Raw genomic sequence first — 25,315 nt, 5'->3', positions numbered from 1 at the left:
AATTAGACCTCAAACATATTTTCCAACTGCTGCGTAAAAGTATAATAAGCGTCCCACGTAAGTTGCTGTTTCAGCACTTGCCAATTTTGATCTATAGTCTTCCACCCTAAATCAGCAAGCCGTTTCACCAAAATATCTAGCTCAGTAATAAGAGCTGATAAATCTTGTCCAAAACGTAACTCAATATCAAATTGCTCTATTTTTTGACCTAAATGCAGAAATAAACAAACATCTTCATTTTCCGCTTCTAATATTTGAGTACATTGTTCAACAGCTTTTCTCAAGATTTCAGGTTGAGCTTCAAGCGTGTTAATAACATGATTTAATTCTGCATAAGCTTTTGATGACAATATACCTCTTAGTCCCTGAATATTATCTTTAGCAATAATGAACTGGTTCAGTAATGAAAATGTTTGCTTCTTGTCTAACATATAGTGATTTAGTAATTCAGCATTTTCTATGACCAAACCAAATGCTGCTGCAAATTTTGTTGCTTTCTCATCTTGTGTAAAAGGTAAATGAGAAGCTGCGAATTTAACTCGCATTAAATATCGACCCAACCAATATATTTGATGCGCACTCGAATTGAGTAAAACCATAAAGTTCCTCTTTAACCCACAATCAGGAATGTAATGTTTCGACAACCCATGTATCTTTTATACCGCCACCTTGGGACGAATTTACGACTAGAGAGCCAGCCTGCATAGCCACACGTGTTAAACCACCCGGTACTATTTCTGTACGATAAGGTGAACTCAATACAAATGGGCGTAAGTCGATGTGACGTTCAGCCACCCCTCCTGTAGTTAAAGTCGGAGCAACAGATAAAGCTAAGGTAGGTTGTGCAATGTACATATGAGGCGTAGCGATTAATTTTTTCCTAAAGTCATCAATTTCACACGAACTAGCTTTAGGCCCAATTAACATGCCATAACCACCTGAACCCTGTGCTTCTTTAACAACCAATTGATCTAAATTAGACAGTACATAATCTAAATGTTCATCTTTACGACACTGATAAGTAGGTACATTTTTTAAAATTGGAGTTTCACCCAAATAGTATTGGATCATTTGGTCTACGTAAGGATAAATAGATTTATCATCAGCCACTCCAGTTCCAGGTGCATTTGCAATCACCACATTTTTTTGCAAATAAGCAGACATAAGACCTGCCACGCCTAATGCACTATCTGGTCTAAATGCTAAAGGATCTAGAAAATCGTCATCTAAACGGCGGTAAATTACATCTACTTTTTGACGACCGCGAATAGTTTTGACAAAAACTTGATCATTTTCTACAAATAAATCCCGATTTGTAACCAGCGGCACATCCATTTCACGTGCCAGAAAAGCATGCTCATAAAAAGCACTGTTAAAACGTCCCGGTGTTAGTACCACCACAAAAGGTTGATCCGCAGGTGAATTCTCCTGCAAGATTTCTTTTAAAAGTTTTGGATAATGCTCAATTCCCTGTAAATTATTGGCTGCACATAGCTCCGGCATCAATTGTTGGCTAATGTTTCGGCTTTCGATCATGTAAGACACACCAGAAGGTGTTCTTAAATTATCCTCCAATACAAAAAACTCTCCTTCTCCATCACGGATAATATCAATTCCGCTAATTTGTGAATAAATTTTACCTTTCAAAGCATGTTTGAGCATATGGGGTTGGAAAGCCTCATTCCCCATGATTTGATCTTCGGGAATCAGTTGTTCTTTTAAAATATGTTGTCCATGATAAATATCATCTAGGAAATAATTTAATGCTTTAACGCGCTGCGCACAGCCCGAAGCTATTTTCTCCCACTGTTTTTTTTCAATTATCCGTGGAATTAAATCAAAAGGAATCGTTCGCTCTGTACCTTCTTTATCACCGTATACGTTAAAAGTAATTCCATGATAAAGAAAATGCTGCTTCGCTTGAGCATTTAATTCTTTTAACTCATCTAAAGTACGAATACTCAACCATTGTTCAATTTTTTTAGAAGCCGCTCCATTTGATGTCACATCATCCAGCATCTCATTAAAAAACTCTGATTTTAGCTGTTCAAATAAATTGGTTTGTACGGAAATATGTTCTAAAAAAGAGGTTGGGTCAATGAGTGCCGTAGTTGTCTGCTCTTGTATAAAAAAATCATTTTCAATATGTAATTCATGCTCTTGTTCTGACATAACCACCTCGTCTTATCATTTATCTATATTTCATTTTTAAATAAGCAATTTCAGTGCCATTTATATATGTTTAATATTTTTTACGGTGTTTTGTTATAACTTTCTTCTTCCAAATCTTAACATCGATTGTAAAAGGTTCAGTAAACCGAATCTGACAAACTTGCTAAATGTGTAAAGATTTTTTATTGTGTTGACACCAAAGCAATTGGATATAGATGTATTACGCTTATGTCTGTAATAGAAAAAGAAACTTCGAATAGTTTATATCGCCAATGGCAGATCTTGTCGCGCCTTCCAACCGGTAAATGGATCGGAACACGGGAATTACAAGAAATGCTTGAACGTGAAGGTATTGATATCAGTTTAAGGACTATTCAGCGTGATTTAAATCAAATTGCTCAGCGCTTTCCGATTGAAAGCAATAAGGCCGTACCTCAGGGCTGGCGGTGGCAATCCGATGCGCCTATTCAGAGCTTACCTCACATGACGAGCTCTCAGGCAGTAACCTTTATGATGGTTGAGGAGCATCTTAAACACTTGCTTCCACCTAGTCTACTTGATGAGATGGGGCCTTGGTTTGACTTAGCTAAACGCAGTCTCTCTACACAAAATAATGTGAGACAGTGGATTAACCGCGTACGTATCGTACCAGCAAGCCAACCACTTATTCCACCTGTAGTCGACCGTGCTGCTCAACAAGCAATTTATGAAGGATTGCTACAAGACAAACAAATTGAATGTGTTTATCAGGCTCGAGTAAATCAAGGTGAAGACAAAACTTATGTTTTAAATCCTCTAGCTTTGGTACAAAAAGGTGCAGTAATTTATTTGATTTGCACACGGCATGACAAAACTGAAGTTCAAACGTTTGCCTTGCACCGTTTTAAATCAGCAAAAGTCTTAGATAGCCGAGCACTGCATCCTGTCAATTTTGATATTGATCATTATATTGATTCAGGTGCTTTAGGTTTCAGAGTGGACTATAAACAGCCAACTGAGTCAATCCAACTCACATTAACTATGACAGAGCAAACTGCTCGAACTTTCTATGAAAGTCAGTTAAGTAAGGACCAAACTATCATTCCACTTGAAGAAAATATTGTAGAAGTTACCGCAACAGTACCTTTTACATCTCAACTTGTGTGGTGGCTACGTAGTTTTGGCAAAAAATTACTGCATATCAAACCAATTCAAGTACACAACGCTGTACGAGAAATTGAATCTGAGAATAAATAGATATAAAAAAGAGAACCATAAGGTTCTCTTTAGATTTTGAATTATAATTTTCTTAATTTTATATTGTCTCTTATATTTATAGTTGTTTCAGATCAATCTGTTCTCCCCCTACAAAATTGATCTGCTCTTTCTTTTGCGCTATTTTGAACATGAACATTGGCATGCCATTTCATATCCATTGTAGCGAATTGATTTCATTGTCATGGTTAAAGCCCTCTTGTTTGAACGTGAATTTAATATAACTGGCTACCTGAAATATGTGAAATAAGAAAAAAAGGAAGCGAAATCTATTTTCTTCCTTAGGAAGTTTCCATATATTTTTTGAACAGAAAACAAAAAAGCCCAGTCTTAACTGGGCTTTTTTACATTTAAATGATTAAGCTGTTTTCTTAATCATATTGTTTTTACGAATTGTGATCATTACAAGCTGAACAGCTGCTGGTGTAACACCAGGAATACGGCTTGCTTGAGCTAATGTTTCCGGAAGTACTGTTTTTAATTTCTGGGTAATTTCGCGAGATAAACCAGACACTACGTCATAATCAAAATCGGTAGGAATTTTAGTTTCTTCAAGACGCTTTAACTGTGCCACATCTTCATGCTGACGGTTAATATAACCTTCGTATTTCACAGCAATCTCGATTTGCTCACCAACATGCTCAGAAACTTCAGAACCTGTAAGTTCTGCAATTTGACCAAAGCTAATATTAGGGCGTTTAAGCAAATCAATTGCGCTACATTCTTTACTTAAGTCAGCACCCGTCATCTCAACGAATTTCTTACCCATAGGGTTATTTGGTGCTGCCCACAAATGTTGTAAACGAGAGGTTTCACGCTCAACCGCTTCCATTTTTTCACAATAAGCAGCCCAACGCACATCATCAACCAAACCAAGTTCACGACCAACAGTCGTTAAACGCTGATCTGCATTGTCTTCACGTAGCATCAAACGGTATTCCGCACGTGAGGTAAACATACGGTACGGTTCTTTGGTTCCTAAAGTGATAAGGTCATCAACCAACACACCCATGTAAGCTTGGTCACGCTTAGGTGTCCACTCTTCTTGCTCCCACGCACGGCGAGCAGCATTTAAACCTGCAAGTAAACCTTGAGCACCAGCTTCTTCATAACCTGTCGTACCATTAATTTGGCCAGCAAAATATAGACCATTAATCGCTTTAGTTTCGAGGGTGAATTTCAAAGCTTGCGGATTGAAATAATCGTATTCAATCGCATAGCCTGGACGCAAAATATGCGCATTTTCCATACCACGAATAGAGCGAACAAGCTCAAACTGCACATCAAATGGAAGCGAAGTCGAAATACCATTTGGATAAAGCTCGTGTGTATCTAAACCTTCTGGTTCCAAAAATACTTGATGTGAGTCTTTATCAGCGAAACGGTGAATTTTATCTTCGATTGATGGGCAGTAACGTGGACCAACACCTTCAATAACACCGGTATACATTGGTGAACGATCTAAACCACCACGAATAATGTCGTGAGTTTTTTCATTCGTATGCGTGATATAACAATTTACTTGTTCTGGATGCATAGAAGCATCACCCATGAATGACATGACCGGAGACGGGAAATCACCTGGCTGTGGAATCATGACTGAAAAATCAACCGAACGCGCATCAATACGTGGTGGAGTACCAGTTTTTAAACGACCAACAGGTAGTTTTAATTCACGTAAACGTTGAGCAAGTGCAATAGAAGGTGGATCACCAGCACGACCACCGCTTGATTTTTCTAAACCAACGTGGATTACACCGCCTAAGAATGTACCTGTAGTCAACACAACAGTTTTAGCATCAAAGCGGATACCCATTTGGGTAACTACACCTTTAACTGTATCACCTTCAACAATCAGGTCATCAGCTGCTTGCTGGAAAATATCAAGATTTGCTTGATTTTCTAAAGTATCGCGGATGGCAGCTTTATAGCGCACACGGTCAGCTTGAGCACGTGTTGCACGCACTGCTGCACCTTTACGCGAGTTTAAAATACGGAACTGAATACCGCCTTTATCGGCAGCTAAAGCCATGGCGCCACCAAGTGCATCAATTTCGCGTACTAAATGCGACTTACCAATACCACCGATTGCTGGGTTACAACTCATTTGGCCCAAAGTCTCAATGTTATGGGTCAAAAGCAAAGTCTGTCGTCCCATACGCGCAGCAGCAAGGGCCGCTTCCGTACCTGCGTGACCGCCGCCGATAACAATAACATCATAAACTTTAGGGTAGTGCATGAGTACAAAACACCAGAAAAAAAAGACGGAACATTATAGCAAAATTATCTGCTTATTGATGTACATAATTACAAAATTGTCTTCACATGGTTTACGGTACTCCACATGTTTTGACATTTTGTTGCATGAATTCAATACAAAGTGAATGTTTTTAAGAATTTTTCATCTTAGAATAAAAAATGTACAGCACTTCTACGACTTTAAAATTAACGCAACGAGAAGGAACACAAAATGAAAACGACTATGTTAAAAATCTTAACCGCATCTCTCCTTTGTTTTTCAGGCGTAACGTTTACCCACGCTGCGACGAATCATACTGCTAAATCGACTCATACGGCTAAATCAAGTAAAACAGCTAGTCATACTGCAGATTCGAGCAAATCAGTTGCGCAAAAAGAACTTAGAGCTTGTGTAAAAAAACAGCAAGGTGAATGGGTATCTTATAGCCATAATGGTGTAACCTTTAATGGTACTTGTGAACCAAACGAAAACGGTAAACTACAATTTAAAGCCCCTGCTCCTTAAGCAGTTTTGAAATAAGGTAGAGAAGAAGTCATTTATTTTCCGCCACATCTCATCAGTATTTTCAAAGACGGCTCATTAAAGATGAGCCGCTTTCTTTTTTAAAATGGTCTAGTCCGCTACAATACGCCTTTAAATAAAATTTTTAGGTCCTTTTCGTGAAGTGGTTACAAATACACATTACCGTTGATCAAGAACAAGTTGAGTTCACAGAAACACTTTTAATGTCTCTAGGTGCGGTAAGCGTAACTCTGGATGATGCTGAAGATCAGGCTTTACTTGAACCATTACCAGGTGAAACGCCTTTATGGAACAAAGTAATCGTGACAGGCATCTATCAACAAGACGAACAAGACCCAATTGATGTCGACACTTTAGAAGCTTTCTTAAAAGCTCAACTTCCAGATGCTCCTATACGTCACGAAGAACTTGAAGACCAAGTATGGGAACGTGCATGGATGGATTATTACGAACCAATCCAAATTGGGGAAAAGTTCTGGATCGTACCTGAATGGCTAGAGCCACCAGAAGCAGATGCAACTAATATTAAGTTAGATCCAGGTCTTGCGTTTGGTACAGGTAACCATGCAAGTACCTTCTTATGCTTACAATGGCTAGGTAAAACTGACGTCAAAGATAAGATCGTGATTGATTATGGTTGTGGTTCAGGCATTTTAGGTGTAGCCGCTTTATTATTAGGCGCAAAAAAAGTATATGCCACAGATATTGACCCTCAAGCTGTTTTAGCAACAAAACAAAATGCTGAACTTAATGGGGTATTAGATGGACTATATGTAGGCCTTCCTGAAGAATTCGATGAAGAGTTCAAACCTCAGCAAGCAGATGTTCTAGTTGCAAATATTTTGGCTGGTCCATTAATGGCACTTGCGCCAGAGTTTGCAAATTTAATTAAATCTGAGGGTGAGTTCGCACTCGCAGGTGTAATTGAAGAGCAAGTTGCTGATGTTTCAGGTGTTTATTCTGAATTTTTTGATATATTAGATGTCGAAAAGCGCGAAGAGAACTGGTGTCGCATTTCAGGAAAACGTAAAACAATAAATTGAGACTTTTAACTCATGAATGAAAAACAAACCCGCTGCCCTAAGTGTTTAACAGTTTATAAAGTATCTCTTACTCAATTGACTGTTGCTCAGGGTATGGTTTGTTGCCCTAAATGTGATTCAAGCTTTAATGCACTCACCCATCTGATTAATATTGAAAATCCTGTCATAGTCAACTCATCTACATTAGCCAACGGCTCAATGCAAACGAGATATATGACACATTCGCACGTATTAGATATCTTCGATCAAAAAGTTGAAAATTCGAATATTGATCTTTTAACCTATCTCAACAACTTAAATTATTTTCATAACGAACCTATTAACGCCCTACCAAATCTTAATTTAGCTGAACAAACTTCCTCACAAGAACAAGACAATAATAAAAAGCATAGTTGGCTGTACTACACGCTCTGGAGTTCTGCTAACCTTATTTTAATTTTAGTTTTTACTTTTCAAATTCTCTGGTTTAATCCTAAGCTCATGCATGCAAGCCCGACCGTTAGCCATGCGTTTAATTATGTTTGCGGAATAATGCACTGCAATAAGTCAGCCGAACAATATCAACTCATTTATATAGAAAAGTTAAAACTCCGCAAAGTTGACACAAGTCATACGCAATTCTCAGGCATATTGCTTAATCAAAATGATAAAAGTATTGAACTTCCCAACCTAAAGTTGAGTTTTTCAACAGAGCCAAATAAAACAGAAGAAATTATATTGACTCCTCAACAATATCTTGTTGAAAACTTAAGAGGTATTCAGCGCATCCCCTCTGATACTCCTTTCCGATTCCAATTTGAGCTAAACAAAAGCAAAAAAAGCCTATTAAATTATCGATTAGAAATTGTCCACCCCTAAAATGTAAAAAAAGTGAAAAAAAAATAAAAAAAAATGCAGTTAATTTGCTCACTTTTTCCTAGACAATGGTATGATACGCGCCACGAAAGCTTTGACTCATATACTCCTCGCTCTCAATCCAAAAAAAATACTGTTAAGCATGTGTGCTTTTCTACTTTAAGCACATAGCCTAACTTTTTTTGTTTTTGAGGGAGCTGTAACAAATATTTAACTATTGTTACGCTTATTTTTTATTCAATACGAAGAAATATGGCAAGCTAATTGTTCTTATGTTTTAGAGTCACTGTTTTAGGATCTAAAACAGGACTCCGTATTTTTAGACCACATTTATATACTACTTTATCCAAGTTAGTATTTGATTTTCGGATTAACTCGCATGAATAGCAAATCTCCTATTTTTACTGCACAATCTGATGTTGCTCTTCGCATCCACGTGGATCGCGCAGTTCGTCATTATTTTGCACAATTGCAAGGTGAGCAACCATCTCAGGTATATGACATGGTGCTAGCAGAAATGGAGAAACCTCTTTTATCTGTAGTTCTTGAATATACACGTGGTAATCAAACCCGTGCTGCAGAGATTCTTGGACTCAACCGTGGCACTTTACGTAAAAAGTTAAAAGCTCACGGTTTAATGAGTGAATAAATGATAAAATGCTCACGACTTCGTGGGCATTTTTTTATGCTTATTGGTTTTAATCCGTAGACTTGAAATTGTTGAATTAAACATCATGACTATTAAACGTGCTTTGATTTCTGTATCTGATAAGACAGGAATTGTCGAATTTGCTCAAAACCTTGCAGCTTTAGGGGTAGAATTATTATCTACAGGCGGCACATACAAGTTGCTTAAAGATAATAACATCGCAGTTGTTGAAGTATCTGAACATACTGGCTTCCCTGAAATGATGGATGGTCGTGTTAAGACATTACATCCAAAAATTCATGGCGGTATTCTTGCTCGTCGCGGCTTAGACGAAGCAGTAATGGAAGAACACAACATTGATCCGATTGATCTAGTTGTTGTAAACCTTTATCCATTCGCTGCGACAGTTGCAAAACCTGACTGTACCCTTCCTGATGCAATCGAAAATATCGACATCGGTGGTCCTACAATGGTTCGCGCAGCTGCTAAAAACCATGCTTCTGTAGGTATTGTAGTAAATGCTTCAGATTACGACACCGTAATCAATGAATTAAAAACTGCTGGTTCACTTTCTTATGAAACACGTTTTGATTTAGCTGTTAAAGCATTTGAACATACTGCTCAATATGATGGCATGATCGCTTCTTACTTAGGCGCTCGCGTTGGTAAGACCGAAGGTGAAGCTGATTTATTCCCTCGTACGTTCAATACTCAATTGAACAAAGCACAAGATCTACGTTACGGTGAAAACCCACACCAATCTGCTGCATTTTACGTTGAAGCAAATGCAAAAGAAGCATCAGTTTCTACAGCAAAACAGTTACAAGGCAAAGAATTGTCTTATAACAACATTGCTGACACAGATGCTGCACTTGAATGTGTTAAATCATTTGCAAAACCTGCTTGTGTAATTGTAAAACATGCTAACCCTTGTGGTGTTGCTGTTTCTTTAGACGGCATTAAAGCTGCTTACGATTTAGCTTATGCAACAGATCCAGAATCTGCTTTCGGTGGCATTATTGCATTTAACCGTGAGTTAGATGTTGCAACTGCTCAAGCAATCGTTGACCGTCAATTCGTTGAAGTGATTATTGCTCCAAGTATTGCTGATGGGGTGCTTGAAGTTACTGGCGCTAAGAAAAACGTACGTGTTTTAGTATGTGGCGAATTACCTGCGATTGATGCACGTGCACCACAACTTGACTACAAACGCGTTAATGGCGGTTTATTAGTTCAAGATCAAGACTTAGGTATGATTACTAAAGATGATCTTAAAGTAGTAACTAAATGCGCACCAACTGAACAAGAAATTGATGACCTCATCTTTGCTTGGAAAGTTGCGAAATATGTAAAATCAAATGCAATTGTTTATGCGAAAAATCGCCAGACTATTGGTGTTGGTGCAGGTCAAATGAGCCGTGTTAACTCAGCTCGTATTGCTGCCATCAAAGCTGAACATGCAGGTTTGGTTGTTGAAGGTGCTGTAATGGCATCTGATGCATTCTTCCCGTTCCGTGACGGGATTGATAATGCAGCTAAAGCTGGCATTAAATGCATTATTCAACCAGGTGGTTCTATGCGTGATGAAGAAGTAATCGCAGCAGCTGACGAAGCTGGTATTGCAATGGTCTTCACTGGTATGCGCCATTTCCGCCACTAATTTAAATTTAGTCCTCCCTAACCCTCCTTTTATTCAGGAGGGTTTTCCACAATAATGGAGCTAACTCTCCAACTTGAGGGATAGAGGGAGATGAAAAGGATTAAAGTTAAGGAACAAATTAAAAATGAATATTTTAGTTTTAGGTAGTGGTGGTCGTGAACATGCTTTAGCATGGAAAATTGCGCAAGATACCAATGTTACTCAAGTTTTTGTTGCACCAGGTAATGCTGGAACTGCAACAGAAGACAAATGTGTTAATGTTCAACTTGATATTTTAGACAACTCAGCAATCATTGCTTTTGCTAAAGAAAATAATGTTGATCTTATTATTGTTGGCCCAGAAGCACCATTAGTTAATGGCGTGGTAGATGCTGCACGTGAAGCAGGTTTAAAAATTTGGGGACCTACTCAATATGCAGCGCAGCTTGAAGGTTCAAAAGCATTTGCTAAGCACTTTTTAAAGCGTCACAACATTCCAACTGCTTTCTATGACGTTTTCACTGAAGTAGATGCAGCTAAAGCATATGTTGAAAAAAATGGTGCACCAATTGTAATTAAAGCTGATGGTCTTGCTGCTGGTAAAGGCGTAATCGTTGCAATGACCAACGAAGAAGCTTTTGCAGCAATTGATGACATGCTTGCTGGCAACAAATTTGGTGATGCTGGTTCACGCGTTGTGATTGAACAGTTCCTTGCGGGTGAAGAAGCTTCTTTCATTTGTATGATTGATGGTAAAAATATTTTACCAATGGCAACTTCACAAGATCACAAGCGTATTTTTGAAGGCGATCAAGGTCCTAATACCGGCGGTATGGGTGCCTACTCTCCTGCTCCAGTGGTAACTTCTGACATTTTCGAACGCGTTATGACTGAAATCATGCGTCCGACTGTTGATGGTATGGCTGCTGATGGACATGTTTACACTGGTTTCTTATATGCTGGTCTAATGATTGATGAACAAGGCCAACCACGTGTGATCGAGTTTAACTGTCGTTTTGGCGACCCTGAAACTCAACCGATCATGATGCGTTTAAAATCATCTCTTGTGGAATTGGTAGAAGCTGGTATTGCTGGTAATTTACCAAAAGAAGCTGAATGGGATGAACGCAAGTCAATCGGTATTGTACTCGCAGCTGAAGGCTATCCTGATAGCGTACGCAAAGGTGATGTAATTTCTGGTATCGGACAATCACCTGAAGATACTAAAATTTTCCATGCAGGCACTGCAACTCGTGAAGATGGTCACATTGTGACTTCTGGTGGTCGAGTTCTTTGCGTAACAGCATTGGGCGACAGCGTTCTTGAAGCACAAATTAATGCGCTAGAAGTATGTGGTCAAGTTACCTTTACTGGTATGCAATATCGTAATGACATTGGCTACCGCGCAATTGCACGTGAAAAAGCTTAAAAAACCTACAAGTTTAAAATGCTAATAAAAAAGCCTCTATATAGAGGCTTTTTTATTACGTATCACGATATAAGAAAATCGTATAAATCTTTAAAATTTTGCTAAAGATATCAACAAATAAAAAGAAGCCCCCTATATCAAGCATACTTTTATTGATATCATTAGCATACGTTGTAACTGTCATCAGACACTGCTGTTTTAATAATTTCCATAAAGACTTGCTCTACACATTATGACTGTAGAGAGTTTTTTAATATTCTAAATTTATGAATGCTCGTTTGGCTACTGTTGGGGATGAACTGTTTGGGGAAACAGTTTTTGTTTATTAAACAATTACCCTCTGTTATAGCCAAAATATGCAAGCAAATTATGGAACCCCAGAAAAAGATCACAGAGTTTAGACTAGTTGTAATTTCAACTCCTCTCTTTTCATATTGATATAGATCAATCTTTATTGTTCTATATCTTAGGACTTTTTTAAATGAAAAAGCTGATCAGCCTTTTTTTAAGCATGTCAGTAGTATTATTGACAGCATGTAGCAAACAAGAAAATGCTCAACAAGCCGAACAAAACAATGATAGTTCCAAAGTACAAAAGGTAGTAATTGCCTCTACAGGTTCAGATGCTGATATTTGGCGTTATATCGCAACTTTACCTGAAACCCAAGCTGCTGGCTTAAAGTTAGAAGTGAAAAACTTCACAGACTCCGTTTCAATGAATACAGCAATTGCAAATAAAGAAGTAGATTTGAACGCATTCCAAGCTTATTCTTATCTTACTGCATTTAATAATTCAAACCCGGATAAGATTGCAGCGGTTTCTACCACTTATATTGAGCCAATGGGGATTTATTCAAGTAAATACAAAAAAATTGAAGAACTTCCTGAAGGTGCAATTATTTCAATCCCGGATGATGCTGCCAGCGAATCTCGTGCGCTACTCTTGTTACAAACTGCTGGCTTAATCAAGCTTAAAGCTGACTTTAATCCTATTCAAGGCAGTCCAATTGATGTTATCGAAAATCCCAAAAAGATCAACATCAAACCAATCAAAATGGAAACTGCATTACGTCTTAAAAATGAATTTGATGCAGTTGTATTAAATAATACCATAGCACTCGAGGGAGGTTTAAACGTACTCAAAGATTCTATGTTCTATGAACCTATTGATCAAATCTCAAAAATTAGTGTCAACGTTCTAGCAACTGCTGAATCACGTAAAAATGATCCTGTCTTGCAAAAAGTTGGTAAGCTTTACCACAATGCAGCTGTTAAAAAATACATTGAAGAACACTTTGGTGGAACAAAAGTTGACGTAGACAAACCAATCAGCTATCTCTCAGAAGCTAAATAGTAATATAATAGCCCAAACGTGAAACAGGCAAATTCTCTTTGCCTGTTTTTTCTTTCCAGCATAGTTTCTGAAGATATGATTCAATTTAAAAACATTTCAAAGCACTATCAGCTCAAAAGTCAAACCATACGCGCACTCGACGAAATCAATTTAGAGATTCCAGAGGGTAGTATTTTTGGCATCATTGGCTATAGTGGTGCAGGTAAAAGTACCTTAATCCGCCTGATCAACCTACTTGAGCGACCAACAGAAGGTCAAATCATTATTAATCAGAAAGATTTCACCGCTTTGGATGCGCGCTCATTACGTCAGGAACGTGCAAGTATTGGAATGATTTTCCAGCACTTCAATTTGCTACAAACCAAGACAGTTGCTGAAAATATTGAAATGCCAATGCGCCTACTGAATTACAATAAGGTAGAACGTGAAAAACGCCTGAATGAGTTATTGGAGTTCATTGATCTTAAGCATAAAAAAGATGCTTACCCAGATGAACTTTCTGGCGGACAAAAGCAACGTGTCGGTATTGCCCGTGCTTTGGCAAATCATCCAAAAATTCTTTTGTGTGATGAAGCAACTTCTGCTCTAGATCCGCAAACTACCAAATCAGTTTTAGAACTGCTGAAGAAAATTAATCAAGAGCAAAAAATCACGATTGTTATGGTGACCCATGAAATGGATGTTATCGAAACTATTTGTGATCATGTGGCTGTGATGGAAGCAGGTAAAGTCATTGAACAAGGTTCAACGATTGATATCTTTAGTAAACCTCAACATCCAACGACTAAAAACTTCATTCAAACTGTTTTACATCAACAGTTGCCTGTGAACATTTTAAATCAGCTTGAAAACCAGCATCATCATAGTATTTACTGTTTACAGTTTTTAGGGCGTTCTGCTCAAGAACCTGTAATTCAGTCACTGATTAAACAATTCGATATTAGCTTAAATATTTTATTTGCCAACATGACTGAAATTAATGGCACAGTCATTGGTCAAATGTTTGTGCAGCTTTTAGGTGATCCTCAGCTAATTAAGCAGGCTATTGAGTTTTTGGAACAAAATGAAGTAGGTGTAGTTCAATCAGGAGATCAAGTATGAGAGATTTAATCGTACAATGGTTAACTGAACTTACTCAACCTTTCTGGCACAGCTCCCTTTCTATTGATCAATTCGTTACAGCTTTGCAAGAAACCTTTAATATGGTTTTCTTCGCACTTTTGTTTGGTGGTATTTGGGGATTTATTCAGGGAATTATTTTATTAGTTACCCGTCCAGATGGCATTTTACCGAATAAAGTGATTTATCATTTACTTAATCCAATTGTAAATGCTTTACGCTCCCTCCCTTTTATTATTTTACTTATTGCAGTGATTCCTCTTACTAAGCTGTTAGTAGGTACTTCAATTGGTACATGGGCAGCTATTGTTCCATTGACTATTTATGTTGGTCCTTATATGGGACGTCTGATTGAAACTTCATTGCTTGAAGTCAATGAAGGAATTATTGAATCTGCTCAAGCAATGGGTGCTACACCTTGGCAAATTATCTATCGCTTTATTTTGCCTGAAGCACGCAGTTCGCTCATTTTAAACCTTACAACAGCGACAATCAGTCTTATCGGTGCAACCGCTATGGCTGGTGCAGTTGGTGCAGGTGGTATTGGTGATTTAGCGATTTCTTATGGTTATCAACGTTTTGATACCAGCGTTGTGATTTTAACAGTCATTATCCTATTACTATTAGTACAGATTGTACAAACGCTAGGAAACTGGCTCGCTAAACTCCGTTAAGTCATCCATACAAAAAAGCTCTCTTCTAGAGGGCTTTTTTTGTTTTATACAACTCTTTTCTTAAAGATAGTTGAGTACATGGCTCAATACCATTTTCTGGTATGATCAGACTTAGTCATTATTATTCATTTACTCTTTGGATTTAGTTTCAGGATAAAACAATGCGTTATAGAATTCATTTTATTGATGTGCAGAATGCCCTCCAAAACTATATCTGGATTTTAGAAGATACTGAAACCCAAGAAGCTGTAGCAGTTGACCCAACAGAAGCAGAACTAGTCACCCAATTTTGTCAGAAGTATCAGTTAAATTTAAAACAAATTTGGCTTACTCATTGGCATAAAGACCATATAGGTGGTGTTGCTGATTTAACGGCTGCCCAAAATATTACTGTCTATGGTCCCCGTGATGAGCTCACAAAAATTCCGGGAATTACCCACCCCTTACAACATGACGATCATCTAAAATTTAATGATTTAAAAGTAGAGATTATTGCAACCCCAGGTCATACCTTAGGGCACATTGTATATTTTATTGAAGAATTAGAAGCTGTATTTTGTGGTGATACTTTATTTGCAATGGGATGTGGTCGCTTATTTGAAGGTACGGCTGAACAAATGTATCACTCACTGAGCCGTCTAGCAGCATTACCAACCAACACAAAAGTTTATTGCACACATGAATACACGCTTTCAAATGCCGAATTTGCTTTAACAGTAGAACCGCATAATCTTGCCTTAGCAGAACGAGCTCAAGAAGTCCGTGAACTACGAAAACAAGGTTTAATCACGCTACCAAGTACGATTGAACTTGAATTGGCGACCAACCCCTTTCTTCGCGCAGAAAGTGTTGAAGACTTCGCACATATACGTACTCTTAAAGATAATTTCTAAAATTGAGCTTTAAAAAAAGATACGGTTTCATTTTAAGAGCTGTATCTTTTTGCTTATTAGCTGTTGTCTGTAATTATTTTTTACATTTACTCTGTTTTTTATTTACTCACTATTCTAAAAATAACGTTGAGTTTATATTTTCAAAAAACACTCAAGAAGACTGCTCTTTAAATAAAAATTTATTATTTTTCATACACATAATGAATTTATTATTTTATAAAAATAAAATCTTTTCTTACTTTTTTACAAGTTGAAAAATAAAAAAAAAGTTTTACCCCTTTAAAAAATCCAATTAAAACCCTATTAATAAATAAGATGTAATGCCACGGATAGAAGGAGTTCTCACGTGAAAAAGGTTGTTAAAGCTAAAAATTTGATTGCGTTTCGTATTTGGTTAGAAAAGTTAGGGTATTCAGTTAAAAATCTCGCTGACGGGAAAGGTTTTACTTTTAGTTTTAAAAAAGAATATGGTTTGGTCACTTGTGAGTTAGCAGGTAATTCATTAGCTATGCAATTAGGTGAAGAGTTTGAGGATCACTTAAAAGCATAATTTTTTACGACTTGATTTTAATTACAGTACTGTCTTTCTTGAAAGACAAGTAATCTTGCAGAACTTTAGAATGGCTTAATTAAAATATATTTTTTAGTTATTAAATAAAAAATCTGTAGCAGGGCTACTCTCCCAAATTGCCCTTAGCTACAGATTTTTTTATTTTGTAAGGTTAATCTGCTTTATGGTTCTTTAATGCTTTATCAAGAAGATCTTTATCTAAAGCCTTATCCCAACGTGCCACCACAATTGTTGCACAAGCATTACCAACTAAGTTTGTTAATGCACGGCATTCAGACATAAAACGGTCGATACCAAGAATTAAAGCCATACCTGCGACAGGAACAGCCGGCACAACGGATAGAGTTGCAGCCAGAGTAATAAAGCCTGCACCAGTCACCCCTGCTGCACCTTTAGAACTTACCATTGCAACAAGAAGTAATGCAATTTGTTCACTAATTGATAAATCTACATTACACGCTTGTGCAATAAACAGAGCTGCCATAGTCATGTAGATATTTGTACCATCAAGGTTAAATGAATAACCTGTTGGAATGACTAGACCTACCACCGATTTTTCACAACCTGCTTTTTGCATTTTGTCCATTAAAGATGGTAAAGCTGCTTCTGAAGAACTTGTTCCTAAAACCAACCAAAGCTCATCTTTGATATAACGAATTAAATGAATAATTGAAAAACCGTTGTAACGAGCTACTGCACCTAAGATCACTACGACAAATAACACCGCAGTAATATAGAACGTCATAATTAATAGTAATAAATTACCAATTGATTCGATTCCATAAGCTCCGATCGTGAAAGCCATTGCACCAAAAGCACCAATTGGAGCAAGCTTCATTAACATACCAACCAAGTAGAAAACTGGAGCTGTTAAGTTATTTAAGAAATCGGTAATTGGGCGCGCTCGGTCGCCTAAAGCAGCCAAAGAAATACCAAATAGAACCGCTACAAATAGAACCTGCAAAATCTCGCCACCAGCCAGAGGACTGACTAAGGTTTGCGGGATAATATTCATGAAGAAATCGGTAATATTTGTTGCATGTGCCTTCTCAACATAAGTATTTACTTTGTCGTTGACTAAGGTAGCAGGATCGATGTTAAGGCCTTTACCCGGTTGGATAATATTTGCCACAATCATACCAACCACAAGAGCCAAGCTTGAGAAGGTCAGAAAATAAAGCATCGCTTTACCAGTTACACGGCCCACACGGCTCATGTTTGTCATACTGGCAATGCCTGTAACAACTGTTAAAAAGATGACGGGAGCAATAATCATTTTAACGATCTTGATGAATGCATCACCAAGCGGTTTTAAACTTTCGCCAAGTTCTGGGTAAAAATGACCAATTAAAATGCCCAAAATAATTGCAAAAATGACCTGTACATACAAAATTTGGTGAAATTTCTGTTTTTTCTGTACCGTTTCTTGGTCAAGGGTATTGAAATCCATTATCTAAATACCTTTTCGATGGGGATAAAAAAATAAAATATAAAGCTAGCACCACAAGCCGCTTTAACAAGGAAAAGCCATTGTAAAGAATAAAAAACACCCTGTGTTATAAATTTAAAAAATGTCAAATTCAAAAATCATGCATTAATTTGTATAGAATACTTTTTATTTTAAGATTTAAAAAATTATAAAATTCATTAAAAATAAGATTAAATTATTGTTTATATTAAAATTTAACTCTATTAAAGGTAATAAAATTGGCTTTAAGAACTTGTTTAACTGATTCAGGACCACCATTTATTAAATAAATGATTTTATTAAAAACATGTAAATTATAAATTATGAAAATTTAATTTAAAAATAATAAGAAAAATTGATATATAATTTTTTAACAAGAGAAAATGTCTATTTCTTGTTAAAAAATTACACTAATAAGATGTGATAAATTAATTAAAATTAGGGTTGGCCTTAAATAACCGCTCTAATAAAATATGGACGTAGTCTAAGCTTAATGTACGATCAGTGAATAAGATGCGGAATAACATTGGTGCAATCACAGCTTCGATAATTTCTTGATTTTCTATAGTTAATTCACTACGCGCCTTAGCTCTAGCTTGAATAATATCAAGTTGTTGAACAATTAAAGTTTCGCACTTTCGAGCGTTTGAAGATTCAGTTGCATATAGCAAATCTCGTAGCAGTGTTTGCCCTACTTCAGAAGAGTACTCTTCGAAATATTGTTCGACCCATGTCGTGATATCAAGCTGAAATGAGCCTAAATCTTTTGGCTCCATATCGGGTTTCAGTTCATTAAGGGCTACATCTGAAAATAACTGATTGATATCTCCCCAACGACGATAAATTGTAGAAGGTGTTACACCTGCTTTATCAGCAATCATGGGTATAGTAATTTGGCTTTGCTCCAAGTTTTTTTGAAGCTCTTTTACTGCTTGATGTACCGCAGTTTGAATTCTTTCACTACGACCACCCGGGCGTAACCCAGTAACAACTTTTGCCATTAATTAGCTCTACTTCAATAAAAACGATTAAAATAATATTTGTATATACAAAATACACTAAAGCTAATGATTTGCTTTAGTGTAAAAATCATGTATAAAAGCTAAATATTCGCTTTTATGTTATTCATCTTATATGAACAATTCAAGTTCAAAACGGTCTGGATCAGTTTTTCAGTTAGATTCAACAGTAGCGTTGACCTTAAACACAATCACGCTTATGACCTTTATGGCGGCGTCTAGTGCCCCTACGCCTTTATATCGTTTGTATCAGCAGATATGGCAATTTTCGCCCGTTATCTTAACTTTAATTTTTGCAACCTACGCGTTTACCTTACTTGCTTCTTTACTCATTATTGGCTCTTTATCTGATTATATCGGACGTCGGCCCGTCATTATTTCAGCAATTTTTTTGCAAATCGCTTCAATGAGTTTTTTTCTTTTTGCCTCAGATGTTTCTATGTTATTTATTGCGCGTGGCCTACAGGGTATCGCAACAGGTCTTGCCGTTTCTGCCATTGGAGCTGCAATCTTAGATTTTAGTAAGCATCATGGTTCCTTAATTAATAGTATTGCTCCAATGGTCGGCATGGCAGTAGGCGTTTTTATTACATGTTTTATTCTGCAATTTTCAGCTCAACCCTTACATTTGGTTTTTGAACTCTTATGTGTTTTGTTTGCACTTGAACTTATTCTAAGTTTCTTTAACCCTGAGACTGTACGCAAAAGATCAGGAGCTTTGGCTTCATTAAAACCCAACATGGCTATTCCTCATCAAGCAAGAGGTGCTCTATTAAGTATTAGCCCTATTAATATTGCGCTTTGGATGGTGAGTGGTTTTTTCTTATCACTTATGCCCTCTTTACTGGCAAAAATTTTTCAGACATCTTCAGCTTGGCTAAACGGCAGTATGTTTATGGCACTCGCCCTTTCAGGTGCGGCAGGGATTCTGACGCTTAGAAAATCTACCAATTTTCGTATTTTGCTCACGGGCACCTTATCCATCATTATTGGTGCAACCGTTTTATTTTTAGCGATCAATTTTACAAGTGCTGTGGTTCTACTTATTGGTTCTATTATTACCGGAGTGGGTTTTGGTACAGCTTTCATGGGAGCAATTCGCACAGTCATGCCCCTCGCTTTACCGGAAGAACGCGCAGGTTTAATGGCTGCATTTTTTGTTGAAAGCTATTTGGCTTTTAGTGTTCCAGCAATTCTAGCAGGCTACTTTGTGGGTAAAATCGGACTTATGAACAGCGCCAATATTTATATGAGTTTAATTATTGGTCTTGCAGTGATTGCTCTTCTAATGATTTTTAAAAATATTAAAAGTAAATAAGGATTAAAAAAAATAGCCTCCACCGAGGCTGTTTTTTTACTTTACTGATCACGCCAAGGCTTCAAAAAACGTTTTACATACTTTTTAAAAGGCCAAGTAAACTGTTTTACAAAACTATTTGGGATTTTATAGCCTACTGTTCCATATACACTCGCCAAATGTTTAGGCATATATACGCTTTTAAAAATGACATCATAGAGTGGAATAAACGCAGCGTAATTTTTATCAATGGCAGGTTTTTCTGAAGAATGATGCCAATGGTGAAATTCTGGTGTTGCGATAATCCAGCGCAAATATGGAAAACGAAAACGTACATTGGAATGAATGAAAATAGCGTGAAATGAAATAAAAACTAAATAAGCAAAAACAGCTGAAGTATGAAAACCCAATAGGAAAATCGGTAAAGTGGCAATAAAGCGAGTCATTAGCACTTCAATGACATGCAAACGAGAAGATGCTAACCAATCCATATATTCAGTCGAATGATGAATCGCGTGAAAGCGCCATAAGAAATTAACTTCATGCATGGCACGATGTAACCAATACACCGTGAAGTCGACCACAATTAGTAATTCAATAAATTGCAGCCAAATCGGCTGAGCTTGTACATAAGGTACAATTGGATTATCAGGTAGATGCGTAATCCAATATTGAATCGGCATGACCGTTAAAAAGCTGAATAATTGAATTCCCACATGGCTGACCATGAAATACTTCATATCGGTCACCCAGCCCACCCTTAATATTTTCTGTTCAGGATTTTTAGCAAAAAAACCTTCAAGGGGGATAAAAATGAACGCTAAAATGAATAAGGTCAGTACAAAATAATCGATACCTGCATAAAATGGTACACTTGGTAAAACGGGCGCCTCAATTACACCACAGCCTAAAACTGCTGCCACAAGTGAAAAACACAGTCCGTAAAAGCCATAACGATTTTGACGGACAATTGCACTAAATGCACCGAAACCAGCGCTAATAATAATGCCCGTAATCAGGCCATAATAAAAAATATGATAATGTTTTGCGTAAAGAGGACGGAGTTCTGGAGTCGTTAATACACTGGGAAATAAAAAGCATAATGCACCAAACAGACAAAGTAAGCTGAGTGACATTGAAATAAAGGCGCTGATTTTCCCTAAACCTGCGTTCAGTTCTAAATTCTCAAATTTTGCTCTTAATTGATCTGTCATAATTCATATACAATTCTTATTGTGTATAACGCGAATGCTATCAAAATTTAATAATAAATTGGAAAGAACTTTAAGTTCTCAGATCAAAGCGCTTAATCTGAAAATGAAATTTTAAATAGCTGTAAATAGTTTTTATAAAACTTCAAATATTTGACCGACAGATTGAATCAGCCATTTTCTGGCAATAATATCATCACTACGATTAAACCAGTTCAAGCTCACTTTAAAAGAATCCATAGCGAAAGGTAATTCAAACATTTGGACATTACCATGAGCTAGATAATGTCGAGCTGCTCGCGATGGTAATGTCACCAACATATCTGAACTCTGCAAAACACCTTGTAAAACACTAAAATGTGGAACCTCTAAACGAATTCGTCGCTTCAAATCCATTGTTTTTAAATATTGCTCAACTTGGATATGCCCTGTCGATGACTTGATAGCAATATGATCTTCTTGCAAATATTGCTCTAATGTCAGTTGCTGCTGTAGCCTTGGATGGTCAGCTCTAGCAATGCATACATATCTTTCTTCAAATAAAGTACGTGTTTCTATTTTAGGCATTATGGTCTGTGTACTATTAAATACAGCTAGATCTAAAAAGCCATCAATAAGCCACTGTTCAACCTTAGACGACTGAATCTCTTCAATCTCAATTTGAATATAGGGCGCTGTTTTCTGCAAAAAGGCCATAAGACTAGGCAATAGGCAAATCTCCCCTGCGTCGGACAGTCCGATTCGGAAAGTTTTATTGGAGTTTTGAGGATGAAACTCCTGTGCTTGAGCAATCGCTGATTCAATATTAAAAATCGCTTGATGAAAAATTGGATAAAGCTCATGTGCAACTTTTGTAGGTTCGACCCCACCTCGGCTTCGGGTAAACAACTCGTCATTTAATTGACGGCGTAAACGGTTCAAATTATAAGTCACAGAAGGCTGACTCAAATTCAATTTATCAGCAGCTTTACTAATATGCCGAGACTCATAAATACAGACAAAAACTTTAATCAAACCTAAATCCATGGTTCTGATCCTTTAAATACTCTAAACAAAGACTTTAACTTCTTTGCTTAGAGTTTAGTTCCTTTTACAGGAATGAAAATGCTTAATTCTTATGGAGATATACTTGAATTTAGCATTACACGTTTGGTTCGATTACAAATACTTATGGCAATAACACTTAAGGTTGCCAGCACACAAGGAATGGCTAGCGCGATAAAATTATATTCAATGGGTAAATGCAAACTTAAAAGCCAGCCGCATAAAATCGGACCTAAAATCGCCCCAATACGGCCTACGCCCAAAGCCATACCAATGCCAGTACTGCGAATTGGTGAAGGGTAAAACTGAGCCATATAAGCGAGCAATAAAATTTGCCCGCCGATAGAAGCCGCTCCTGCAATGGCAATACAGAGATATAAAATGACCATGGGTAAAGCATAGCTCAGCAAGTAAAGTGAAATTGCACCCGCTAAGAAGAGTAAACAAATGACTTTGCCTAGGTGAAAACGATCAGCAAAGTAACCACCACCGATTGCACCCAACATCCCACCCAAGTTTAGCGCCAATAAAAAGACCAGACTGGTTGATAAATCATATCCGGCCTCGACCATAAGTTTTGGTATCCAGTTACCGAGCGCATACACCATCAGTAAAGCCATAAATACACTCATCCAGAAAAACACAGTGACTAAAGCACGGTTCTCGGTAAATAGAGCAACCAAAGGACGAGCGGCGGTTTGTTGATTTTCTTGGTGTAATACGATGCTTGTATGATCAGCTATGTTTTGTTCTGGTGCTAGCTGTTGAAGTAAATCATGCACCTCATTCCATTTTTTCTGGCGAACTAGATAATCGATTGATTCGGGTAAAAATTTCCAAATAATAGGTAATGAAATGAGTGGAATACCCGCCAAAATAAACATGATTTGCCAACCAAATTTAGGAACCAACCACATGCCTAAAAGTGCTGAGCTCATGCCACCAATTGCATAGCCACTAAACATGAGCGATACCAAAGTTGATCGTAATTTCTTTGGGGCAAACTCGGTCATTATGGCAATAACATTTGGCATTACGCCGCCCAAACCGAGGCCGGCAATAAAACGATAAATGGCAAACTCTTTAGGACTGTTGGCAAAACCGCATAACACCGTAAAACCGCTAAAAATAAAGACACACAGCATAATTAAACGCTTACGGCTAAAGCCATAGGACTCTAATTTGTCGGCCAAACTACCGAAAATCATTGCACCAAACATCATGCCAAATAATGCAACACTGCCCAGCAATCCAGCAGTCATACTATCTAACTGCCAATGTTGCATGAGCTTAGGCAATGCCACACCATAAATGACTAAGTCATAGCCATCAAAAATAATAATGAGCGCACTCAGCAAGATCACCCGCCAATGTAATGGTGTTAATCTTGCATCATCAATCAATTGATTTGCATTTAGTTTTTCCATAATTGCTTTCCTTAGCAAATTGTGTGTAAAACAAAAATTTATTTAAATGGTTGCCATTCCTAATTGATGTAATTGTTGCTGTGCTTCTGCAACATCCTTTTCTAGGTCGTGTTGCCATAACCAATCAAAGCGATGCTCAAGATGTTCGCCAATTTCGGCAAACGTTGGGTACTGAGTCGAATAACACTCATAAATTTCGCCAGACTCACGAGAAGTTTGCTGAACACGACAAGCACGTTTTAAACGGAGCTTTTCATATATCGAAGACACATCGTTTAACTGATCTGCTTGTAAGTTTTTTGTCGATAATAAGGCCGCAAGGATTAATGCATCTTCAAGACCTTGACCTGCTCCTGCACCTTGGTGAGGTAACATGGCATGTGCAGCGTCGCCCATGACAATGACATGACCTGAGGTACTTTTATAAGTCGAAAGTTCTTCAATTTCATGTAAGGCCCAAATGGTAGGCTGTTCAATTAAACCGAGTAATGTTTGGCAGCTTTCACTCCAGTCTGAAAAATCGGAAAGCATTTGAGCTTTATCGACAGGCTTAGTCCACGGTGTATCAGCTGGTAATACCGTATCTTGACGGTTTGAGCTGAAAGCAACGATATTAATTTGCTCACCTTTACGAATTGGGAACGTTAAAATATGTTTGTCTTTGCCCAATAACATTTGAGGAATATCTGCTAAATCTGTATCGCCATTTATTTGCTGCAAAGCTTCTTTAAATGAAGCGTGAGAAATAATGCCACGATAAGCCCAAGTTCCTGAAAAACGTGGATGAACTGGTGGTAAATGATGAGAAGCTAAAACATATTGGCGAGCTACCGAGCGGATACCATCAGCTCCAATCAAATAATCGCATTCATGCTGACTACCATCATTAAAATGCAGAATCACCTGATCATCTTGTTCTTCAATAGCCTCTAGGCGTTTAGAAAAGTGGACATTTTGCGTAGGCATGTGAGGAATAATGGCATCAAGAAAGTCAGCACGATGAACAGATGATTGTCCAACACCTGTCGCAATGGATGCAGATAAATATTCATCGGTATAACCATTGCGCCATTGAAACCAAACATCTTGAAATGGTGGCGATACTTTATCTGCAATTCCATGATATTCGTTGGCTAAACCTAACAGTTCAATGGCTTTGACAGCATTAGCACCCAAAGAAATCCCTGCCCCAATTTCAGAAAACTGAGGTGCAGATTCAAACATTTGGACATCTAAATGGGCGTGTTTACTTAAATTACTTGCTAAAGCCAGACCAGCAATACCGCCACCGACCACGGCAATTCGAATATGTGTATTCATGTGTTTGTTCCTTAAACATCATTATCGTTTTCACATATTCATTTTTGAGAAGTTGGCTTATAAAGTCCAATTAGTATTTTTTTTGTTCAATTATT

At 37.4% G+C, this 25,315-nt stretch carries 22 protein-coding genes; 13 read left to right on the top strand and 9 right to left on the bottom strand.

From position 1 onward, the window contains the following. Positions 1 to 2: 2 nt before the first annotated feature. Both QLG01_RS07855 and QLG01_RS07850 read right to left on the bottom strand, forming a co-directional pair. A complete protein-coding gene (locus QLG01_RS07855) occupies positions 3 to 599 on the bottom strand; it encodes an alpha-E domain-containing protein (protein WP_282496183.1) in 597 nt (198 codons plus the stop codon). Positions 600 to 621: 22 nt separating this feature from the next. After that, complete coding sequence (locus QLG01_RS07850) at positions 622 to 2,172, bottom strand: circularly permuted type 2 ATP-grasp protein (protein ID WP_199987763.1); 1,551 nt, start codon at positions 2,170 to 2,172, stop codon at positions 622 to 624. 228 nt (positions 2,173 to 2,400) lie between these two features. Here QLG01_RS07850 and QLG01_RS07845 point away from each other — a divergent pair, with 228 nt between their 5' ends. Then, positions 2,401 to 3,408 (top strand): WYL domain-containing protein, encoded by a 1,008-nt coding sequence (locus QLG01_RS07845; protein WP_282496182.1) that lies wholly within the window; start codon positions 2,401 to 2,403, stop codon positions 3,406 to 3,408. Between the two features lie 376 nt (positions 3,409 to 3,784). Here QLG01_RS07845 and mnmG read toward each other — a convergent pair whose 3' ends face one another. Continuing rightward, positions 3,785 to 5,665: a tRNA uridine-5-carboxymethylaminomethyl(34) synthesis enzyme MnmG gene (mnmG, locus tag QLG01_RS07840; RefSeq protein ID WP_282496181.1), complete on the bottom strand. Its 1,881-nt coding sequence runs from the start codon at positions 5,663 to 5,665 to the stop codon at positions 3,785 to 3,787. A 231-nt stretch (positions 5,666 to 5,896) separates the two neighbouring features. Between mnmG and QLG01_RS07835 the strand changes: the two genes are divergently transcribed. The 11 genes from QLG01_RS07835 (at position 5,897) to QLG01_RS07785 (ending at position 16,413) form a co-directional block, all read left to right on the top strand. Next, a complete protein-coding gene (locus QLG01_RS07835) occupies positions 5,897 to 6,190 on the top strand; it encodes a lipase chaperone (protein ID WP_013197328.1) in 294 nt (97 codons plus the stop codon). A gap of 155 nt (positions 6,191 to 6,345) precedes the next feature. Beyond that, positions 6,346 to 7,251 carry a 50S ribosomal protein L11 methyltransferase gene (prmA, locus tag QLG01_RS07830; protein WP_282496180.1) on the top strand — a complete coding sequence of 302 codons (906 nt, stop codon included), beginning with the start codon at positions 6,346 to 6,348 and terminating at the stop codon, positions 7,249 to 7,251. Positions 7,252 to 7,263: 12 nt separating this feature from the next. Further along, entirely contained in the window at positions 7,264 to 8,109 is an 846-nt protein-coding gene (locus QLG01_RS07825; protein ID WP_151767628.1) for a DUF3426 domain-containing protein, read from the top strand. A 376-nt stretch (positions 8,110 to 8,485) separates the two neighbouring features. Beyond that, positions 8,486 to 8,755, top strand: a complete 270-nt coding sequence (fis, locus tag QLG01_RS07820; protein WP_001086304.1) for a DNA-binding transcriptional regulator Fis — start codon at positions 8,486 to 8,488, stop codon at positions 8,753 to 8,755. A gap of 85 nt (positions 8,756 to 8,840) precedes the next feature. Next, entirely contained in the window at positions 8,841 to 10,415 is a 1,575-nt protein-coding gene (gene purH / locus QLG01_RS07815; RefSeq protein ID WP_013197325.1) for a bifunctional phosphoribosylaminoimidazolecarboxamide formyltransferase/IMP cyclohydrolase, read from the top strand. A gap of 124 nt (positions 10,416 to 10,539) precedes the next feature. Then, on the top strand, positions 10,540 to 11,823 hold the full coding sequence (gene purD / locus QLG01_RS07810; protein WP_013197324.1) for a phosphoribosylamine--glycine ligase: 1,284 nt from the start codon (positions 10,540 to 10,542) through the stop codon (positions 11,821 to 11,823). Between the two features lie 481 nt (positions 11,824 to 12,304). Then, the gene (locus QLG01_RS07805) at positions 12,305 to 13,177 is read left to right on the top strand and encodes a MetQ/NlpA family ABC transporter substrate-binding protein (RefSeq protein WP_005306789.1); all 873 of its coding nucleotides are present in this window, start codon (positions 12,305 to 12,307) and stop codon (positions 13,175 to 13,177) included. A 75-nt stretch (positions 13,178 to 13,252) separates the two neighbouring features. Further along, positions 13,253 to 14,278 carry a methionine ABC transporter ATP-binding protein gene (locus QLG01_RS07800; protein WP_005306792.1) on the top strand — a complete coding sequence of 342 codons (1,026 nt, stop codon included), beginning with the start codon at positions 13,253 to 13,255 and terminating at the stop codon, positions 14,276 to 14,278. After that, on the top strand, positions 14,275 to 14,970 hold the full coding sequence (locus QLG01_RS07795; protein ID WP_005306795.1) for a methionine ABC transporter permease: 696 nt from the start codon (positions 14,275 to 14,277) through the stop codon (positions 14,968 to 14,970). Before QLG01_RS07800 ends, QLG01_RS07795 begins: the two co-directional genes overlap by 4 nt. Positions 14,971 to 15,131: 161 nt before the next feature. Beyond that, a complete protein-coding gene (gene gloB, locus QLG01_RS07790; protein ID WP_282496179.1) occupies positions 15,132 to 15,863 on the top strand; it encodes a hydroxyacylglutathione hydrolase in 732 nt (243 codons plus the stop codon). Between the two features lie 346 nt (positions 15,864 to 16,209). Continuing rightward, positions 16,210 to 16,413, top strand: a complete 204-nt coding sequence (locus QLG01_RS07785) for a hypothetical protein (RefSeq protein WP_003652518.1) — start codon at positions 16,210 to 16,212, stop codon at positions 16,411 to 16,413. Between the two features lie 172 nt (positions 16,414 to 16,585). Here QLG01_RS07785 and QLG01_RS07780 read toward each other — a convergent pair whose 3' ends face one another. Both QLG01_RS07780 and QLG01_RS07775 read right to left on the bottom strand, forming a co-directional pair. Further along, positions 16,586 to 17,884, bottom strand: coding sequence for a dicarboxylate/amino acid:cation symporter (locus QLG01_RS07780; RefSeq protein WP_004791418.1), 1,299 nt, complete (start codon positions 17,882 to 17,884; stop codon positions 16,586 to 16,588). A 446-nt stretch (positions 17,885 to 18,330) separates the two neighbouring features. Next, a complete protein-coding gene (locus QLG01_RS07775; RefSeq protein ID WP_151988518.1) occupies positions 18,331 to 18,903 on the bottom strand; it encodes a TetR/AcrR family transcriptional regulator in 573 nt (190 codons plus the stop codon). 133 nt (positions 18,904 to 19,036) lie between these two features. On the opposite strand from QLG01_RS07775, the gene QLG01_RS07770 reads away from it, so the two are divergent. After that, positions 19,037 to 20,239: an MFS transporter gene (locus QLG01_RS07770; protein ID WP_282496178.1), complete on the top strand. Its 1,203-nt coding sequence runs from the start codon at positions 19,037 to 19,039 to the stop codon at positions 20,237 to 20,239. Positions 20,240 to 20,280: 41 nt separating this feature from the next. Here QLG01_RS07770 and QLG01_RS07765 read toward each other — a convergent pair whose 3' ends face one another. The 4 genes from QLG01_RS07765 to salA all read right to left on the bottom strand — a co-directional run bounded on the left by QLG01_RS07765 (position 20,281) and on the right by salA (position 25,220). After that, positions 20,281 to 21,432, bottom strand: a complete 1,152-nt coding sequence (locus tag QLG01_RS07765; protein WP_151767900.1) for a sterol desaturase family protein — start codon at positions 21,430 to 21,432, stop codon at positions 20,281 to 20,283. Positions 21,433 to 21,564: 132 nt separating this feature from the next. Next, the gene (locus QLG01_RS07760; protein ID WP_144731540.1) at positions 21,565 to 22,455 is read right to left on the bottom strand and encodes a LysR family transcriptional regulator; all 891 of its coding nucleotides are present in this window, start codon (positions 22,453 to 22,455) and stop codon (positions 21,565 to 21,567) included. Positions 22,456 to 22,544: 89 nt separating this feature from the next. Beyond that, the gene (locus tag QLG01_RS07755) at positions 22,545 to 23,900 is read right to left on the bottom strand and encodes an MFS transporter (protein WP_005306808.1); all 1,356 of its coding nucleotides are present in this window, start codon (positions 23,898 to 23,900) and stop codon (positions 22,545 to 22,547) included. Positions 23,901 to 23,942: 42 nt separating this feature from the next. Continuing rightward, on the bottom strand, positions 23,943 to 25,220 hold the full coding sequence (gene salA, locus QLG01_RS07750; RefSeq protein ID WP_282496177.1) for a salicylate 1-monooxygenase: 1,278 nt from the start codon (positions 25,218 to 25,220) through the stop codon (positions 23,943 to 23,945). Positions 25,221 to 25,315 lie beyond the last annotated feature (95 nt).

This window comes from Acinetobacter sp. V89_4 (genome assembly GCF_029967875.1).
GTDB lineage: Bacteria > Pseudomonadota > Gammaproteobacteria > Pseudomonadales > Moraxellaceae > Acinetobacter > Acinetobacter oleivorans.
The sequence above is the reverse complement of the archived record's forward strand: the minus strand, read 5'-3'. Positions and strand labels throughout refer to the sequence as shown.